Below are 18,333 nucleotides of genomic sequence, written 5' to 3'. Positions count from 1 at the left end.
AGTCGTGCAGAGTCACAGCGCCCTCATAACCGCTCCCTATGCCGCCCAGGAGCGCCGGCTCGATCCTGAGCGGCGTGACTCCACCCGTCCCTCTCGCGCGCTGGTGGCGCGAACCCTGGTGGGCGCGGCTCACCCTCCTCGGCATCGTCGTCGCCGCCACGGTCCTCATGACCTGGAACCTGTCGAGAGGCGGCGACTTCTCGTTCTACGAGGCCTCCGCCCGCTCGATGTCGGAGTCGTGGCGAGCGCTCCTCTTCGGCGCGTTCGACCCCGCGGCCACCGTCACCCTCGACAAGCTCTCGGGGTTCGCGGTGCCGCAGGCGCTCGGCATCGACCTGTTCGGGATGTCCACGTCGTCGGTCGCGCTGCCGCAGGTGGTCGAGGGCATCGTCACGATCCTCGCGTGTGCGGTCGTGGGACTGCGCTGGGGTGGCCGCGGGATGGGCCTGGTCGCGGCCGCGGCGGCGGCCTCGACGCCGATCTTCGTGTCGATGTTCGGTCACCCCATGGAGGACGGGCTGCTCACGATGGCCCTCGCCGTCGCCCTGGTGTGGTGGCAGCGGGCGATCCTGACCGGACGGTGGTGGCCGCTGCTGGTGGCGGGACTGTTCATCGGGGTGGGGTTCCAGGCGAAGATGATGTCCGCGTGGTTCGTGCTGCCGGGGCTCATCGTCGCGACGGTCCTGGCCGCCACCGGTGCACGGCGTGCGTGGGGTCACGCGGCGGCGCTCACGGTGTCGAGCGTCGCCGCCTCCCTCTCCTGGATGTTCCTGCTCGCCCTCACCCCCGCGGGCGCTCGGCCCTTCATCGACGGCTCGACCGACAACGACGTCTTCGCGATGGTGTTCGGCTACAACGGCCTCGACCGCCTGGTGCCCAACGCGGTCGCGGGGGCGGTGGGGTCGCACGCCACCGAGGGCGGCATCCTGGGTGCGCTGATGCTCGCGGCGCAGAGTTCCGCCGCGAACGGGGGAAGCGGCGGCGAAGCGGCCTCCGTCACGAAGCTCCTCGAATCGCCGCTCGTGACGCAGATCGGGTGGCTGTACCCCGCGGCGATCGCGGGAATCGTCCTCGGGGCGGTGCGGTGGTGGCCGCGGCGTGCGCGCACCGCCGCCCCGCGCCGGGAGGCCGCGTCGCGAGTCGACCGCGCGATGCTCGTCGCCCTGCTGCTGTGGACGGTCGTCTCGGCGGCGTTCCTCAGCGCGGCGCGTGTCCCGCACACCGCGTACGTCGCCGGACTCGGCGTGCCGCTGGCGCTGCTCGCGGCTCTCGCGTGGCGGGAGGTCGTCCGGTTGCGGTCGGCGGCGCGGCTGTGGCCGAGGCTCGCCGCTCCCCTGCTCCTGGTCGCCCAGGGCGCGTGGTGGACGTACCTGTCGATCGAGGGACGGATGCCGGTCGTCCTCGTCGCCGCGACGGTCGCGGTCTGGGCGGCGGGGCTGATCGCCGCGATGGTCGCGGCGGCACGATCGTGGCATCCGGTCCGGGGCCCGCGGGGCGCGGTGATCCCGGCGCTGCTGGCGTCGGCGGTCCTGTGCGGTCCGATCGCGTTCAGCACCCAGGTCATCGACTCCACGCGCGACGGCAGCGGCGGCGACGCCTCCGTGGGGGTCAGCGCGAAGTCGCCGCACCCCGACGAGGCGTTCATCCCGTCGGCGTGGTCGCCGTGGGGCGGGGAACCGTCGATGTCCCCCGCGCTGACGCACCTCGTCCAGACCGCCCAGAAGGACGGCGGCGGAGTCGACGGACGTCCGCTGTTCGTGAGCGATTCGTGGGCGCTCTCGGCACCGGTCATCGTCGCGACCGGCGACAGCGTGCTCACGGACGGCGGGTATTCGGGGTCCGCTCCGGTCTTCACCGAGAGCGCTCTGCGCTCCCTGGTCACCAGCGGTCGCGCTCACCTCTTCGTCATCGGGTCGAAGACGAAGAAGGGCGACCCGGTGCGCGCCCTCGTGCGCGACGACCACTGCCGCAGTGAGAACACCTGGGACCTCACCGCCCCGAAGGAAGGCGGCGAGACGTTCGGGGTGACGTCGTTCACGCTCTACTCCTGCACGTGAGTCCTCGACGCGGGGCCGCTCCGCCCCGCCGGTAGACTCGAGCCAGTGACCACCACCCGCGCCGAAGCCGCTTACCTGCGCTCGGTCACGGCGTTCAAGAACCCGATGCTCGACCTGCTGCACGGGCGGTTCGCACCGTTCGTCGTGGCCGTGCTGTCGAACGTTTTCTCGCCCGACCGTCCCGCGGTCGCGGTCGCCGACGCGCACGTCGAGGTCGCCGAGGCGATGGACGAGCTGCGCGCCGCGGGGTACGACACCGAGGACGACCGGCGCATCCCCGCCGGGTCCGCGCGCGACATCTGCCGCGGGTGGGTGCGCGTGGGCTGGCTGAGCCTCCAGATCGAGGACGACGTCGAGGTCTACCGCCTCTCCGCCCACGCGGTTGGGGCCCTCGAGATCGCCGGGCGTGCGGGCGGGGGCCGCGCCCGCGTCTCCCGTTCCCGCGTGCGGACGCTGCTCGACGCCGTCGAGCGGCTCGCGCGCGACGCTGAGACCGATCCCGAACGGCGCCGCGAGACCCTGCTCGCCGAGCGGGCGGCCCTGGATGCCGAGATCGCGGCGCTCGACGAGGGCGTCATCGAGCCACCCGACGACGAGCACCTCCTCGAGGAGGCGGAGAACGTCATCCACCTCGCCCGCGAGCTCCCGGCGGACTTCTCCCGCGTCGCGGAGTCGATCACCGCGATGCAGCGCGACGTCGTCGCCGAGCTGCGCCGCGATGCGCGTCCCACCGGCGACGTGCTGCGCGAGTACCTCGAGCGCGGCCGGCACGTCATGCAGGCCACGCCCGAGGGGCGGGCGTTCCAGGGCGCGCTGCGCCTGATCGGCGACCCCGAGCACATCGACGACCTCACCGAACAGCTGCACGCCGTGCTCACCCAGCCCTTCGCGCGGCTCATGACCCCCGAGCAGCGCGGAGAACTGGATGCCATCGCCCGCCGGGTCGAGGCGGGTGTGCTGGAGGTGCTCACGGCGCAGCGGCGCGCTTCGCACGTCATCACCGTGCAGGTGAAGACGCACGACCCGGTCCGCGACCGCCAGGTCGACGACCTGCTCCGCTCGGTGATGGCAGGGCTGCACCGATGGAGCCAGACCAAGGCCCCGGGCCGCGTCGAGCCGGTGCGCACCCTGCCCATGGCCGACATCGGCCACCTGCGGCGCTCGCTGAGCGATATCCGCCCGGCCGGCGCGCCCGCACCCCTCTCGACCGACGAGGCCGATGTCGAGTTCGTCGACGCCGACACCCGCGCGTGGGGCGGTCCGCACTACGCCGAGCTGGAACGCTACGTCGAGACGCTCGGCGAGCGGTTCGACCTGGCCGAGGCCTTCGCCGGAGCGGAGGAGTACACCCGCCGCCCGGTCGATCTCGTCGGCCTGCTCGAGATCGCCCACCGTCGTGGACTCGCCGAGGGCGACGAGGTCTCCGTGGTCGAGGCGGTCCGCCCCGACGGCACGACCCGCCGCTTCGCTTTCACGGCGGTCACCGCCGTCCGCCCGACAGAAACGGATGCCGATGACTGACGTCGACACGTCCGCGGTTGCTCCCGACGTGACCATTCCCGACGACGACACGCCCGCCTTCATCGCCCCCGTCGCGATGGAGAACGACCCCGACGCGCTGTTCGCCGGGGATCGCGGCATCCTGGATGCCGATGTGCGACGGGTGCTCGTGCGGATCCTGCAGCGCCGGTTCCTGCTCGCCGAGAACTCCCCCGCCGAGTGGAAGCTGCTGCTGGAGCACCAGCAGATGATCGAGTCGCGCCTCAACGACCTGTTCGTGCGGCTCGTCGTCGACCACGAGCGCGGCGTCGCCTACAAGGAGCAGGTCCGCAGCGACGAGGTCGACGTGCCGATCCTCCTCAAGGACGAGGCGTACTCGCGCGCCGAGACGCTCGTGCTCGTCTACCTGCGCACGGTGTTCCAGCGCGAGACGACCGCGGGGGCGCCGTCGGCCCGCGTCGACGTCGAAGAGGTGGAGCAGACGGTCCTCACGTACTTCGCCGAGTCCGACGGCACGCGCGCAAGCCAGCAGCGCGCCGTGCGCACCGCGATCGCGCGCCTCGACCGCGAGGGGATCATCGAGGAGGAGTCCGAGGGGCGCTACCGCATCGGACCGCTCATCGAGATCGTCCTCAGCGCCGACGTGCTGCGCGAGCTGCAACGCTGGCTGGACGAGCAGACACCGGATGCCGAGCCCGCGACGTCCGGCGACGTCGAGGCCGTGGCATCCCTTCGCGAGGAGCAGAACGCATGACGATGCTCGAGACGCTGTTCGGTCTGATCCCCGCCGCGTCGCGGGGTCAGCAGTGGGTCGCCGAGGAACTGCAGCTGATCAACTGGGGCGGCTACGACGGCGAGCACCGCGTGCGCTTCGCGCCCACCGCGACGCTGCTGTGCGGCGGATCCGGGTCGGGCAAGTCGACGCTCATGGACGCCTACGTCGCGCTCATGATGCCGCACACGACCCCGTTCAACGGCGCCTCCAACGGCGCGGTGGTCGGCCGCCCGCGCGGGCAGGAGCAGCGCAACATCCTGTCGTACGGCCGCGGCAAGCTCGACGAATCGCGCACCGACGAGGGCACGAAGGTCCGGGTGCTGCGCGGCGACGGCACCGACACGTGGACAGCGATCGCGATGACCTGGGTCGACCACGACGGCGCCCGCTTCACCGCGGTGCGCGCCTGGTACATCCCCGCGGCCGCACGCGTGCTCGACGACGCCGTGAAGGTGCGGGGCACGATCCACGGGGCCTTCGACCTGCGCGCGCTCGAGCGGGCGGCATCCCAGCACCTGTCCGACTCCGCGGTGCGCGCGACGGGCCTCGACACGCTCGCCACCGACCGCGAGTTCGCCGCGCGTCTCCACGCCGTGCTCGGGATCGGCGCGGCCGGCGCCGGATCGAAGGCGATGAGCCTGCTCGCCCGTATCCAGGCCGGACAGCAGATCACCACCGTCGATGACCTGTACAAGCGCATGGTCCTCGAAGAGCCCGAGACCCTCGCGACCGCCGAGGCCGTCGTCGCGCACTTCGACGGCCTCGAGTCCACGCGCACCCGCATGCTCGAGGCGCGCCAGCAGGTGCGGGCACTGCAGCCGATCCGCACCATCACCACCCGCATCGACGACGCCGCCGAGCGCGTGCGCATCATCGAGGCGCTCGGGCGCTTCGGCGACCCCGCGTCGCGCGCGTCGCTCTGGCGCGCGCAGCGCCGCATCGACCTGCTCGGTGCCGTCGAGGACGAGCTGCGCGACCGCACCCACGCCACCGACGCCCTCGTACGCGAACGTCAGGCGCTCGCCGACGCCGCCGAGGCGGAGCGCGACGGCCTCGTCGACGTCCTGCGTGCCGCGGGAGGCGATCGACTCGACGCCGCCCAGCGCGAGCTGCGGGGGCTCGAACGCCGCCGCTCCGGGATGCAGCGCGACCGCGACCGCTTCGACGCCGCGCTCGCGACGCTCGGCACGGACGTCGCCGACGCGAAGGGCTTCGCGGCGCTCGTCGACGAGGCGCGCCGGACCCTCGGCGACACGGATGCCAAGTCCGCCGTGCGCGACGCCTTCGTCGCCGCCAGCAGCCGGCACACGGCCTCGCGCCAGCAGCTCGCGGCGCTCGAGGCCGAGCACCGCCGCACGCAGACCCGCGACGACAACATCCCACCGCGCCTGCACGAGGCGCGCGAGGCACTGGCGGAGGCGGCGGGTCTCACCGCGGCCGAGCTGCCGTTCGTCGCGGAGCTCGTGGACGTCCGCACCGAGTTCGAGCCGTGGCGCGGAGCGTTCACGCTCGCGCTGGGGGGCTTCGCCACGACGATCCTCGTCGACGCCGCGCACCTGGCATCCTTCCGGGCCGCGATCGACGGCGTGCGCCTGTCGGAGCGTCTGCGCTTCGAGGGCGTGACGACCGGACTTCCCGAGCGCACCGGCCTCGACCCCGCCACGCTCCCCGGTCGCCTCGACTACCGTCCCTCCCCCTTCACCGGCTGGCTGCAGGACCGGCTCGAGCAGCAGTTCGCGTTCGTGTGCGTGGATGCCGCCGGCGAGTTGTCGCAGCACCGACTCGCCCTCACGATCGCCGGCCAGACCAGCCAGGGAGCGCGCGGCGCGCACGGCGGTTCGGTCCGTCACAGCATCCTCGGTTTCTCCAGCCGCGTCCGTCTGACCGAGCTCGGCGATGAGATCGCCGCTGTCCGCCGCGACCTCGCCGCTGCCCAGGCCGCTGTCGACGAGGCCGCGGCCGCCCTCGACGCGTTCGACGATCGCCGCAGCGCCCTCGAGAAGATCGCCGACCTCGCCTGGGACCAGGTGGACACGGCATCCGTCGATCGCGAGATCGAGCGATGGACCGAGACGCTCACCGAGATCACCGCCGGGAACCCCCGCATCGCCGAGCTGCAGGAGCAGATCTCGGGCACGCGCGCCCGCGCCGCGCGGCTCCGCGAAGAGATCGGCGGCGCGAAGACCGAGCAGCAGCGTCTGGCCGCCCGCTGGGCCGAGGTCACGGACGAGGTGGATGCCGCGCAGATCCTGCTCGAACGCGCCGAGGACGCGGGGCTCACGCTCACCGAAGAGGAAGCCGCGTATCTCGACGCGCTGTTCGTCGCGCCTTCCGGGGACGACGCGTCTCCCTCGCAGCGCCTCGCCCGGTTCGACGCGGCACTCGAATCCGCGTCCAAGCGGCTGCTGGAAGACCAGCGCATCGCGCAGGAGACCTGGAGCGAGCAGCGCGAGAGTCTGCGCCGCACGCTCACCGCGTTCCTCGACCGGTGGCCGAGCCCGAACCTGCTCGCCGATCCCGACGCCTCGCTCGGCGACTTCGAGCGGATCCTCGCCGACCTCGAGGCCAGCGGACTGCACGAGCTGGAGGCCGAGTGGCGGGACAGCCTCCTGCGGCTCTCCGGCAACGACCTCACGAACCTCGACGCCTCGCTCACCCGCGCGCTCCGCGAGATCCGCGACCGCATCGCGCCGATCAACGACATCATGCGCGACCTGCCGTTCTACGACGACGAGCACCGCCTGCAGATCGTGCCGCGCGAGAGCCAGTCCGAGGTGCGGCGGCGGTTCCGCCGCGAGCTGCGCGACGTGCGCGCGGCGATCGACACCGCCTCGACCGACGAGGAGCGCGAGGCCGTGTACGGCCGGATGGCGCGGCTCATCGGCCGCATCCGGCCCACCGCGCCCGACTTCGCCGACCTCGTCGACGTCCGCAACCACGTGCGGGTGAGCGCCGAGCGCTTCCGCGCCGCGACGGGCGAGCACGTGGCCCTGTACGACCACATCGGCGAGAAGTCCGGCGGCGAGTCGCAGGAGCTCATCGCGTTCATCGTCGGCGCGGCTCTGCGCTACCAGCTCGGGGATGCCGGTGCCGAGCGCCCGCGCTACGCCCCGGTGTTCCTCGACGAGGCGCTCATCAAAGCCGACGCGCACTTCACGAAGCGCGCTATCGGCGCGTGGCGCGGCCTCGGGTTCCAGCTCGTCATCGGCGCCCCGAACGACAAATACAGCGCGATCGAGCCGCACGTCGACGTCGAGTACGACATCCTCAAGGACACGCGCGGGCGCTCGTGGGCGAAGGCGAAGGTGGCGCTGCCGGCTTGAGCGTGAGGAGGGCGCGCCGGACCGAGCCACCGAGAGGCTCCCGCGAGACGCGAACGCCCGAGCGCACTGATCCCAGCGCATGAACCCCGCGTCGCAAGAGATCCCGGCGCCGCGAGAGACTCGACACGCTAGAACGGTGGCGGGTCGGCATCCACTTCGCGACCGAGCGGCGAGATCCACCGATACTCGCCGTCGGGGCCGACGGACGGGTGCCACCGCGTCTCGTGGCGGACACGGTGGTGATGTCGGCACTCCGGGGCGAGGTTGTGGTCGTCGGTGGGGCCGCCCTCCGCCCAGGATCGAAGGTGGTCGAGGTCGCAGTCGCGCGCCGCGCGGCCGCACCCGGGGAAGATGCACGTCGGTGACGTGATGCCGAGCCAGCGACGCAGCGCCGTCGGCACGCGGTACCGGGCCCGGTCGAGCGCGAGAGGCACACCCGTCACCGGGTGCGTCAACACGCGGATCCACGACGTCGCCTCGCCAGCCAGGCGCCGAGCGGTGTCGAGGTCGATCGGGCCATAGCCGTCGAGGGTCGCGGGTGCGTCGTCAGCTCCGAGAAGGGTGAGCGCGGGCACCGTCACGACGACGGCCGCGCGGCCGCGGGCGCGCCCTCCGTCGCTGTCGGGCGCCGCGGACCCGACTGACAGCAGATCGGCGAACGCGTCCGCCCGGAGTTGCGCGAGGGTCCGTTCCTCGTCGGTCCGGGTACGGAGGTGACGAGCCGCGCGGTCGACGCGCGCCATCACCTCGGACGCCTGAGCGGCGGGCAGGAACGCCGTGAGGGTCGCCATGCCGTCGAGTTCGGGGGTGAGCCAGACCCCTCGGTCTTGTGCCGCACGACGATGCCGCGATTCGCGGGACTCCGCGTGCACTCGCTCCCGCAGGGCTCGCGCGGACGCGACGAATCGTGCCGGCGCGAGCCGCAGGGCGCGGTCGACGACGCCCGCGTCGAATTCCGCCCAGGATGCCGGATCCTCCGGCAGCGACGCGGCGAGCCGAGCCGTCTCCGTGGCGTGCCGTTCGGAGACGTTGCCGTCGGCAAAAGCCCGCCACAGGTTGGGGCACCGCCGCTGCAGGATCTCGGTCTCGGCGGCCCGCGCACGGACCGTCTGCTCCGACAGGCGCAGCCGCACGGCGATCTCCGCGACGACGGCTCGTACAGCCATGTCTTCGCGATCGCGCCGAACCGCGGCCACCCTGCGGCCCCGCCCGTCGATCCACCCCGGGTCGAGCGTGGGGTCCTCGCCGACCCACGAGGCCGGATCCGCACGCGCGGCATCCAGGAGGCGCCGGATCAGCGCCGACTCTGCCGCGGCCGCGCGATGGCGATCCTGCGAGCTCACGGCGAGGGCGCTCATCATGCCGACCAGCCCCGCGGGTTCTTCCTCCTGCGCCGAGTCCGGCTCGCCCATCCACGGATCACGCTCGTCGGCGTCCAGGAGACCGAGGTCGACGGCCCAAGCCGTGTCGGCGTCCGCCTGAAGGTCATCATCGCTGCACCAGGGCGCCTCTCGCCCCGCGCCGGTCACGGACGACCGGTCGGCGAGAGGTGCGAGGGATGCCATATCCGGAAACTACCGAGGGCCTCCGACATCGCGGGATGCGGCCGCGCTCGGTGCATGTCCACCGAATTCCACATCGCCGGCGGGCTGGACACTCACACCGCCACGAGGAGCCGGTCGGCCGCCTCCGCGGCCCCCTCGTCGTCCGCTCCGGTGACGATGTCGCCGAGGCGCAGCTCCCCCAGAGTGGGCACCTCCGCGACACGCAGCGCGAGAGACCTCACGAGGACGACCGTCGAGCCGACGCCGGCCGGGACGGCGCCCAGCGCACGGTCGATGGCATCCAGGAGATCGTCGAGACGCGTGTCATGGCAACGCCCGTCGTCGGCGGCGATCCAGTCGAGAAGGCCATAAACGGTCCAATCCGGTCGTATTGGACTGGTAAGTTGCGGCGATTCGCGGACATCTGCGCTCATTGGACCAGAATGGATCTCGATGGTTCGCCCCGATAGAGGCCACCTGCGGATCTGTGGACGGCACCGGCGACGCGATCGCCGATAATCCACTCAGCTCAGCGCAGGTCGGGACCCAGAACGAGGTCGAAGACCATGCGCTCCCACACGCGTCCCGCCGACACGAGCGCCTCGTGCGCGGCATCCGGATCGTCGGAGTGCAGCACCGCGGCGGTCGTCTTGAGGCCGTCGAAGCCGCCGACGACGACTGTCGCCACGGCGGACGCGTCGATGTTTATCCCCTTCTCACGCGCGGCGTCGCGGACGATCTCCGCCACCACGTCGATCCATCGACGGGTGAGGGATGCCGCGACGTCGCGAGTCTCGGGCTGGTCGGCCAGGGCCCAGGTCAGCCGCGAGATGACCCACGCGTCGGGGTCCCCGTCGTGGAGGGCGAGCACGGCGGGGAGAATGGCGCGCAGGCGCGCTTCCCCTGATTCGATCTCGTCGAGCGTGCGCCGGACGTCGGTGATCCACCGGTCGTGCCGCGCCGAGAGGACGGCGACCGCCAGCGCTTCCTTGCTGTCGAAGTGGAAGTAGACCGAGCCCTTCGACAGACCGCTCGCGTCGACGATGTCGGCCATGCGAGCCCGGTCGTAGCCGAGCCGTGCGAACACCTTCGCGGCGGCGTCGATGATGCTCTCTCGCGACGCCGCCCCCTGCGACGTGCGCCCCCGGGGCCGTCCGACGCGACGCACCGAGGCCTCGGGCGACAGGGCCGACTCGGAGACGCCTGGACGTGCGGACATTCCGCCAGTATAGTTCCTATTTATATAGACCGACTGGTTTGTTTAATTAGGAGGACCTCATGCGCGCGATCGGCCGTGGAACCACCACCCTCATCACCGGCGCCTCGTCCGGGATCGGGAAAGCCTTCGCCGAGCGGATCGCCGCCGACGGTGGCGACCTCGTCCTCGTCGCCCGGAGCGCGGGCGCGCTCGACGCCCTCGCCGACGAGCTTGCCCGGCGACACGGCATCCGTGCGCTCGCCATTCCTCACGATCTCGACGTGCCCGGGGCCGCGGCGGCCCTCGTCGCGAAGCTCGACGACCACGATCTGCAGATCGACGCCCTCGTCAACAACGCGGGACTCGGCATCCACGGCGACCTCACCACCCAATCACCGTCCTCGGTCAGCAGTCAGATCTCGGTCAACGTCACCAGCCTCACCGAGCTCACCGCCCTCCTGCTCCCGGGCATGCTCGAGCGCCACCGCGGCGCCGTCGTCAATGTCGCGAGCACCGCGGCCTTCCAGCCGCTGCCGCACATGTCGGTCTACGGCGCCACCAAGGCCTATGTGCTGTCGTTCTCCCGCGCCTTATGGCGGGAGACCCGCGGAACCGGGGTCGACGTCGTGGCCATCTGCCCCGGCGCGACCGCGACGCCCTTCTTCGCCACCGCGGGGGACGACGCGTCGTTCGGCCCCCGCCGCACACCCGAGGGCGTCGTCGACAGTGCGCTGCACGGGCTCCGGCGGGGACGACCCACGGTCATCGACGGGGCGGCGAACGCGATCTCGTCCCGCCTCGCCGCGATCCTGCCCGAACGCGCCGCCATCGCGATCGCGGAGCGCGCGATGCGCCCATCGAGGCGCGCCTGACATCGGCGCAACCTCAGCGATCCGCACAACCTCAGCCGCAATCCCCGGCGCGCGACCGACATCCCGCGAATCACTGAGCCAGCGCCGCGCGACGCCGCAGCGCGCCACCCGGCCACCGCGCCTGCACAACCTCAGCCATCCGCACAACCTCAGCCACAATCCCCGGCACGCGACCGACATCCCGCGAATCCCTGAGCCAGCGCCGCGCGACGCCGCAGCGCGCCACCCGGCCACCGCACCTGCACAACCTCAGCCATCCGCACAACCTCAGCCGCAATCCCCGGCACGCGACCGACATCCCGCGGATCACTGAGCGAGCGCCGCCGAGCGCCCCACCCCGCGCCCGCACGCTCACAGCGAACGCGGCGTCGGGAATGTCCCACCCCTTCTCTACGCTGTGTGCTGAGGGCGCGGGAAAGGCGGTTGCGGATGCAAGGACTCGAGGTCACGGTTCTGCTCGGGCTCGCGATGCTCGTGGGGACGGTGCTGGCCCCGCGGCTGCGGGTCGCCACGCCGCTCGTGCTCCTGGTGATCGGGCTCGCGCTGGGCTTCGTGCCCGAGCTGCGGCAGATCGAGCTGCCGCCCGAGACGGTGCTGCTGCTGTTCCTCCCCGTCCTGCTGTTCCGCGAGGCGTGGACGACGTCGCTGCGCTCGGTCCGCCGGTCGCTGCGCTACATCGTGCCGATGAGCACGCTGCTGGTCGTGGCATCCGCCTTCGCCGTCGCCGGCGTCGCGACGTGGATGGGCGTGCCGTGGGAGGCCGCGCTCGTGCTGGGCGCGGCGGTCGCGCCCCCGGACGCCACCGCCGTCGCCGCCCTCGGCCGCCTGCTTCCCGAGCGCACGTTCATGAAGCTGAAGGCCGAGAGCCTCACGAACGATGGAACGGCGCTGGTGCTGTACTCGATCGCGGTCTCGCTCCTCATCGGCGACCAGGTCACCCCGTGGCAGATCACCGGCATGGTGGCCCTGTCCTACGTAGGCGGTGCCGCCGCGGGTGTCGCCGTCGCGGCGCTGGCGTACCTCGCCCTGCGCCGCATGGAGTCGACGCTCACGATCAACCTGACCCTCGCCCTCGTCCCGTTCGTGGCCTTCCTCGTGGCCGAGGTCGCCCACGCGTCGGGGGTGCTCGCGGTCGTCTTCGCGGGACTCATCGTCGCCTGGATCGCTCCCCGCATCACCACGGCGATGTCGCGGAGAGCGGCGGATGCCACCTGGCCCTTCGGCGTCTACCTCCTCAACGGTGCGCTGTTCGTGCTCATCGGCCTCGAGATCCAGCTGGTGCTGCACGAGATCTCGCCCTCCGAGATCGGCATGCTGCTGCTCATCACGGTGGCCGCCTGGATCGTGCTCGCGATCGTGCGGTACCTGTTCCAGTGGTTCTTCTCGCCGTTCTCGCGGCCCGGCGCCGGATCGTCGCGGTCCCTGCGACATCGGTCCCGCGTGGTCAGCACCGTGGCCGGTTTCCGCGGCGCAGTCTCCCTCGCGATCGCCCTGTCCGTTCCCCTGACGACGGCCGACGGCACCCCCGTGGCCGGACGCGACGCGGTCGTCTTCGTCACCGCCGGCGTGATCGTGCTGACCCTGCTCGTGCAGGGCCCGCTCCTCCCCGCCGTCATCCGGTGGGCCAAGCTCCCCACCGACGACGCGGCGATCGAGGAGTTCGAGCTCGCCCAGCGCGCGATCTCGGGTGCCGCGCTCACCGCCCTCGACGATCTCGCGGCCGAGCACGGCGTCAGCGACCTCGTCCGCGACCGGGCGCGACAGGAGGGATACGAGCGCCTCGAACTCGCGAACGCCCGCGCGGTCGCGCGTCAGCGGGCGGCCGAAGAGCGCGACCGCGAGAACGACGACATGGATGCCGGCGGCGACGACGCCGCGTCCCGGATGGGGCCGATCCCCCCGGGCATGGACGGCGACGACGACGGCCGCAAGCCCGCGGGGCAGCTGGAGATGATCGCCGTGAGCGACGACATCGACCTCACCCAGCGGTCGCCGATCCTCCGCCACAAGGAGGCGACCCGCCTGCGCCTGGCGATCCTCGACCGCAAGCGCGAGGTGCTGCTGCGCCTGCGCCGCGAGGGCACGATCGACGACCTCGTCGCCCGCCGGATCCTCGCCGATCTCGACATCGAGGAGATCCGCGCGCGGGGCATGGAACGCGCCACCGACTGAGCCCGGAGCTGCCGGTGAAAGCCGCGGAAACCCGCGGTCAGCGCCGCCCCGAGGCTGCGCCATAATCACCCCATGTACGGAGAACGTCTCGCACGCTGGGAACGTGCGGCGCAGTGGCCGATGGTCGTGGCGGCCGTCGTCTTCCTCGCCTCGTATGCCGCGGAGATCCTGGCGCACCCGGGCGGCGTGGTCGGCACGATCGCGGAGATCCTGCAGCGGATCACGTGGGTGGCCTTCGCCGTCGACTACGTCGTGCGCATCGCGATCGCCGAGAACCGGTGGCGCTGGTTCTGGCGCCACCTCCTCGACCTCGCGATCGTCGCGCTGCCGGTGTTCCGGCCGCTCCGCCTCCTGCGGTTCTTCACGATCATCGCGCTCATCCAGCGCAACACCGAGTCGATGCTGCGCGGCCGCGTGGCGATCTACACGATCGGCGCGACCGCGCTCACGGTGTTCGTGGCGGCGCTGGCCGTGTACGACGAGGAGAAGGGCAGCAACGGTCCGATCTCGTCGTTCGGGGATGCCGTGTGGTGGTCGTTCGAGACCATCCCGACCGTCGGCTACGGCGACTACTTCCCCGTCACGATCGGTGGCCGCATCGTCGCCGTCGGGCTGATGATCGGGGGGATCGCGCTCATCGGTGTCGTCACGGCCACCCTCGCGTCGTGGATCGTGCAGCGCGTCTCGATGGAGAACGAGCAGGCGACGGCGGCGACCGAGGCGCAGGTCGAGGCGATGCGGGCGGAGATCGCGGAGCTCAAGGACCTCCTCCGCGCGGGGCAGCCGTCACCCGCAACCCCTGTCCCGCCGGCCGAGCCCGACCCTAGGCTCACGGCATGAGCGAGCCCACGCAGGACCAGCTGGAAGCCTCCGACAAGGTCGAGAAGCGCACGATCGGCGGCGAGATCCGCTACTACCTCAAGGACATCAGAGCCCACTGGCCCGCCGTGGTCGAACAGCTCCCGGATGCCGCCGGCCACGAGGCCTGGTGGACGGCCGACGGGAAGTTCCACGCCACCCACGATCAGCTGCGACGGGATGCCATGATCGGCGGCATCGTCTGACGCCGGCGCCGCTCACCCTCGCCTGACGACCGCGGCGGCCGCCGCCGGACGACCGACCCGGGCCCCGCCGGAACGGGCGTCAGGCCGGGAGGGCCACCCCGTGCAGCGCGTCGACGACCGGCGCCAGTTCGGGTTGCTTCTCGGCATCCGCGAGCACGCGCTCGAGCGCCTCGTCGTGGACCGGACGCGCGCGCTCGTACAGTGAGCGCCCGGCCGCGGTGAGTTCGGTGTAGATCCCGCGTCGATCGTCGGCGCACAGGACGCGCGTGAGCAGGCCGCGGTCCTCCAGCCGGTTCACAAGTCGCGTCGTCGCGCTCGGGCTGAGCGCCGCCGCCCGCGCGAGCTGCTGCATGCGCATGTGCCACCCGTCCTGGCGGTCGAGCGCGTCCAGCACCGTGTACTCGACGACAGACAGCTCGACGACACCGAGCGCGCGCTCGAGTTCGGTCTCGATGAGCCCGTGGAGCGCCGCCAGGGTGCGCCAGCCGCGTGCGCGGATCTCGACGGCGTCGTCAGCGATTCCCATGGGCGCACTCCTCCTCGATACTTGCTTGCGCGCTTTACTTGCGTGTGCAATTATTTTCCTCGCCGCTGCAAAAGAGCGCGCGTGCAACTATCTCGAGTGTATCAGGAGACCCCTCATGCCCCTAGGACTCATCGCCCTCGCCGTCGGCGCATTCGGCATCGGACTCGCGGAGTTCGTCATCATGGGGCTGCTGCCCGAGGTCGCGACGGACTTCGCCGTCTCCGAGTCCTCGGCCGGCTGGCTCATCTCCGGGTACGCCCTGAGCGTCGTGGTGGGCGCCCTCGGCCTCACCGCCGCGACGACCCGACTCCCGCGGAAGCCCGTGCTCCTCGGCCTCCTCGTCCTGTTCGTCCTGGGCAACGCGCTGACCGCGCTCGCCCCCGATTACGGCGTCGCGATGGCCGGTCGCATCATCGCCGCGCTCTGCCACGGCGCGTTCTTCGGTATCGGCTCTGTCGTCGCGGCGAGCCTCGTCGCCCCCGAGAAGCGCGGCGGTGCCATCGCGCTCATGTTCACCGGCCTCACCGCCGCGAACGTGTTCGGCGTGCCGTTCGGCACGTTCCTCGGCCAGCAGTTCGGCTGGCGCTCGACGTTCTGGGTCATCTCGGGGATCGGCATCCTGGCCTTCATCGGCATCCTGACGCTCGTCCCGAAGCTCCCCCGACCGGATGCCGCAATCCGCCTGCGCCACGAGCTGCGGGCGTTCCGCTCGGGGCAGGTGTGGATCTCGCTGGTGGTCACGGTCCTCGCCTACGGCGGGATGTTCGGCGCCTTCACCTACATCGCCTACACCCTGACCGAGGTCAGCGGGTTCGACAGCGGCGCCGTGCCGTGGCTGCTCGTGCTGTTCGGGATCGGTCTCGTCATCGGCAACGGGCTCGGCGGACGCCTCGCGGACCGGTCCATAGACGGCACGCTGCTCGTCGCCGTGTCGGCGCTCCTCCTGGTTCTGGTCGCCTTCGCGGCGCTCGCGGGATCGAGCGTCGCGACGATCGTCGCGCTCTTCCTCATGGGCGGATTCGGGTTCGCGACGGTCCCCGCGCTGCAGAGCCGCACGATGGTCTTCGCCGGCTCAGCGCCCACCCTCGCCTCGGGTGCCAACATCGCCGCCTTCAACGTCGGCAACGCCCTCGGGGCCTGGGCCGGCGGCATCGGCATCGCGGCCGGCCTCGGGTACACGTCCCCGCTGTGGATCGGTGCCGGAATCACCACTGCGGCGGTCGTCGTGCTCGCCGTGACCATGCTTCGCCAGCGCGGCCGGGACGCCGCGCCGCGGACGACGCCCGCCCCCGAATCCGTGGCCTCGTCCCGCTGAGCGGCGGTCCGGCCGGAGCGCCGAGTCAGCGCCCCGGCTGGACCAGGCGCTGAGCAGTGGTCCGGCCGGAGCGCCGAGTCAGTGCCCCGGCTGGACCAGCCCGCTCTCGTACGCCGCGATGACGAGCTGCGCCCGGTCGTGAGCGCCCAGCTTGATCATCGTGTTCTTGACGTGGGTCTTCGCGGTGTGCGGCGAGATGAACAGGTCCGCGGCGATCTCGTCGTTGGAGCGCCCGCGACCGACCAGCCGCAGCACCTCCCGCTCGCGCTCGGTGAGGACGTCGAGGGCGGGCGACGGACGGGGGACCTCGGATGCCGCACCCCGCACGTACTTCTCGATCATCGCTCGCGTGGCCGCCGGCGACAGCAGCGCGCCGCCGTCGTGCACGGCGCGGACGGCCTGCACGATGTCCTCGGGCTCGGCACCCTTCCCGATGAAGCCGCTCGCCCCGGCGCGGAGCGCCGCGACGACGTAGTCGTCCTCCTCGAACGTCGTGAGGATGAGCACGCGGGTGTCGGTCAGAGCCGGATCACCGCAGATGAGCCCGGTCGCCTCGATGCCGTCCATCCGTGGCATCCGGATGTCGCACACGACGACGTCGGGGCGCAGAGTGCGGGCGAGGTCGACGGCCGCCTCACCGTCCGCGGCCTCCCCGACGACCTCGACGCCGGGCGCCGCGTCGAGGAGATCGCGCACCGCCGAGCGGATGAGGGCCTGATCGTCGACGACGAGCACCGTGGTCACGCGACACCTCCGGCCGCGGGGCGGGCACCGGTCGACGGGGCCGCCAGAGGGAGGCGCGCGGCGAGCCGGAACCCGCCGGGCGCGGGACCGGCCTCGAGGACACCGCCCACCGAGTCGACGCGTTCGCGGAGCCCGACCAGACCGAAACCCGACAGCGGGAGCCCGGCGTCCGCGGGAACGTGGTCCAGAGGGTTGGTCACGACCACCTCGAGCGCGTCGCCGTCCCGCCGCAGGAGGACGTGGACCCGGCGCGCCGTGCCGTGCTTGAGGGCGTTGGTGAGGCCCTCCTGCACGACGCGGTAGGCGACGATGTCGACGCCGAGCGGCACCGGCTCCCCCGCGGTCTCGTCGCGCACGACGACATCCCACCCGGCGACCCGGACCGATTCCACGACGTCCGACAGACGCGCCAGCCCCGGCTGCTCGCGGACGCCGACCTCGTCGGGCGTGCGCAGGACGGTCAACATCGACCCGATCTCCCCCAGCACGTCGCGCGATGCGGTCCGGATGGTGGCGAGCGCCTCGCGCGCCCGCTCCGGGCGCGTCTCGAGCGCCGACGACGCGACCCCCGCATTGAGGCTGATGACCGAGATCTGGTGCGCCACGGCGTCGTGGAGGTCGCGCGCGATGCGCAGCCGCTCCTCGGTGACGCGGCGGCTCGCCTCGGCCTCGCGCGTCTGCTCCGCGCGGCGGGCGCGCTCGATCACGGCCCGCACGTAGGCACGGCGCGAGCGCGTGGCATCCCCCAGCGCTCCGGCGAGCGCGACGGAGAGTCCGATCTGCAGGAAGCGCGTGTCCATGCCCGTCGTGACCTCGACGACGACGCTCGCCGCGACGACGACCCCGACCGCGGCGATGCTCACCGGGAACGCGGCGCGACGATCCAGGCGGTCGGGCACGCCGTACGCGGCGATGACGACGGCGAGGGCCGCCCCGGGCGCGAGGGTGCCGAGGGCGAGAGCCGCGACGTACAGCGCGATGCATACCGCGAGGGCCGAGCGGGGCCAGCGGCGCCGGAAGGGGAGGACGGCCGCGGGCAACACGGCGAGCGCGAACACGAGGGGGCTCGACGGGCGCAGCTCGGAAAAGGGCACGGGCGCGAACGCCGGGACGATCACGAGCACAGCGGCCACGACGTCGCGCACCCACACCGGCACGGAGGGCAGCAGGCGCGGGGCCGCGTCGATCGTGGGGGCGGGTCGCATCGTCCCAGTCTGACGGTCCGCGTGCCGCGGGGCCATCA

At 72.2% G+C, this 18,333-nt stretch carries 15 protein-coding genes; 9 read left to right on the top strand and 6 right to left on the bottom strand.

The genetic code is table 11. From position 1 onward, the window contains the following. Positions 1-74: 74 nt before the first annotated feature. From AVW09_RS04850 to AVW09_RS04835, 4 genes are read left to right on the top strand one after another with little or no spacing between them, the layout of a single operon-like run. Positions 75-2,057 carry a glycosyltransferase family 39 protein gene (locus AVW09_RS04850; RefSeq protein WP_063256944.1) on the top strand — a complete coding sequence of 661 codons (1,983 nt, stop codon included), beginning with the start codon at positions 75-77 and terminating at the stop codon, positions 2,055-2,057. 45 nt (positions 2,058-2,102) lie between these two features. Beyond that, a complete protein-coding gene (locus AVW09_RS04845) occupies positions 2,103-3,578 on the top strand; it encodes a DUF3375 domain-containing protein (RefSeq protein ID WP_063256943.1) in 1,476 nt (491 codons plus the stop codon). Continuing rightward, positions 3,571-4,311 (top strand): DUF4194 domain-containing protein, encoded by a 741-nt coding sequence (locus tag AVW09_RS04840; RefSeq protein WP_063256942.1) that lies wholly within the window; start codon positions 3,571-3,573, stop codon positions 4,309-4,311. Before AVW09_RS04845 ends, AVW09_RS04840 begins: the two co-directional genes overlap by 8 nt. After that, a complete protein-coding gene (locus tag AVW09_RS04835) occupies positions 4,308-7,655 on the top strand; it encodes an ATP-binding protein (protein ID WP_063256941.1) in 3,348 nt (1,115 codons plus the stop codon). Before AVW09_RS04840 ends, AVW09_RS04835 begins: the two co-directional genes overlap by 4 nt. Before the next feature lie 128 nt (positions 7,656-7,783). Here AVW09_RS04835 and AVW09_RS04830 read toward each other — a convergent pair whose 3' ends face one another. The 3 genes from AVW09_RS04830 to AVW09_RS04820 form a co-directional block, all read right to left on the bottom strand. Beyond that, the gene (locus tag AVW09_RS04830) at positions 7,784-9,220 is read right to left on the bottom strand and encodes an HNH endonuclease signature motif containing protein (protein ID WP_063256940.1); all 1,437 of its coding nucleotides are present in this window, start codon (positions 9,218-9,220) and stop codon (positions 7,784-7,786) included. A 92-nt stretch (positions 9,221-9,312) separates the two neighbouring features. Continuing rightward, positions 9,313-9,633 carry a hypothetical protein gene (locus AVW09_RS04825; protein ID WP_063256939.1) on the bottom strand — a complete coding sequence of 107 codons (321 nt, stop codon included), beginning with the start codon at positions 9,631-9,633 and terminating at the stop codon, positions 9,313-9,315. 95 nt (positions 9,634-9,728) lie between these two features. Next, entirely contained in the window at positions 9,729-10,418 is a 690-nt protein-coding gene (locus AVW09_RS04820; RefSeq protein ID WP_063256938.1) for a TetR/AcrR family transcriptional regulator, read from the bottom strand. A gap of 59 nt (positions 10,419-10,477) precedes the next feature. Between AVW09_RS04820 and AVW09_RS04815 the strand changes: the two genes are divergently transcribed. The 4 genes from AVW09_RS04815 (at position 10,478) to AVW09_RS04800 (ending at position 14,505) form a co-directional block, all read left to right on the top strand. Beyond that, complete coding sequence (locus AVW09_RS04815) at positions 10,478-11,269, top strand: SDR family NAD(P)-dependent oxidoreductase (RefSeq protein WP_063256937.1); 792 nt, start codon at positions 10,478-10,480, stop codon at positions 11,267-11,269. Positions 11,270-11,698: 429 nt separating this feature from the next. Further along, positions 11,699-13,441 (top strand): Na+/H+ antiporter, encoded by a 1,743-nt coding sequence (locus AVW09_RS04810; RefSeq protein ID WP_063256936.1) that lies wholly within the window; start codon positions 11,699-11,701, stop codon positions 13,439-13,441. Between the two features lie 72 nt (positions 13,442-13,513). Continuing rightward, positions 13,514-14,281, top strand: coding sequence for a potassium channel family protein (locus tag AVW09_RS04805; protein ID WP_063256935.1), 768 nt, complete (start codon positions 13,514-13,516; stop codon positions 14,279-14,281). Continuing rightward, positions 14,278-14,505, top strand: a complete 228-nt coding sequence (locus AVW09_RS04800) for a hypothetical protein (protein WP_063256934.1) — start codon at positions 14,278-14,280, stop codon at positions 14,503-14,505. The genes AVW09_RS04805 and AVW09_RS04800 overlap by 4 nt, the downstream gene beginning before the upstream one ends. A gap of 79 nt (positions 14,506-14,584) precedes the next feature. On the opposite strand, the gene AVW09_RS04795 is transcribed toward AVW09_RS04800, so the two are convergent. Beyond that, a complete protein-coding gene (locus AVW09_RS04795; protein WP_063256933.1) occupies positions 14,585-15,031 on the bottom strand; it encodes a MarR family winged helix-turn-helix transcriptional regulator in 447 nt (148 codons plus the stop codon). A gap of 115 nt (positions 15,032-15,146) precedes the next feature. On the opposite strand from AVW09_RS04795, the gene AVW09_RS04790 reads away from it, so the two are divergent. Then, positions 15,147-16,346, top strand: a complete 1,200-nt coding sequence (locus AVW09_RS04790; RefSeq protein ID WP_063256932.1) for an MFS transporter — start codon at positions 15,147-15,149, stop codon at positions 16,344-16,346. Positions 16,347-16,424: 78 nt separating this feature from the next. Here AVW09_RS04790 and AVW09_RS04785 read toward each other — a convergent pair whose 3' ends face one another. Continuing rightward, entirely contained in the window at positions 16,425-17,090 is a 666-nt protein-coding gene (locus AVW09_RS04785; protein ID WP_063256931.1) for a response regulator transcription factor, read from the bottom strand. After that, positions 17,087-18,295 (bottom strand): sensor histidine kinase, encoded by a 1,209-nt coding sequence (locus AVW09_RS04780; protein ID WP_082822834.1) that lies wholly within the window; start codon positions 18,293-18,295, stop codon positions 17,087-17,089. Before AVW09_RS04780 ends, AVW09_RS04785 begins: the two co-directional genes overlap by 4 nt. Positions 18,296-18,333: the final 38 nt, after the last annotated feature.

This window comes from Microbacterium sp. T32, from assembly GCF_001619615.1.
In the GTDB taxonomy this organism is placed as follows: Bacteria; Actinomycetota; Actinomycetes; order Actinomycetales; family Microbacteriaceae; genus Microbacterium.
This window is presented reverse-complemented; position numbering and strand designations above follow the sequence as displayed.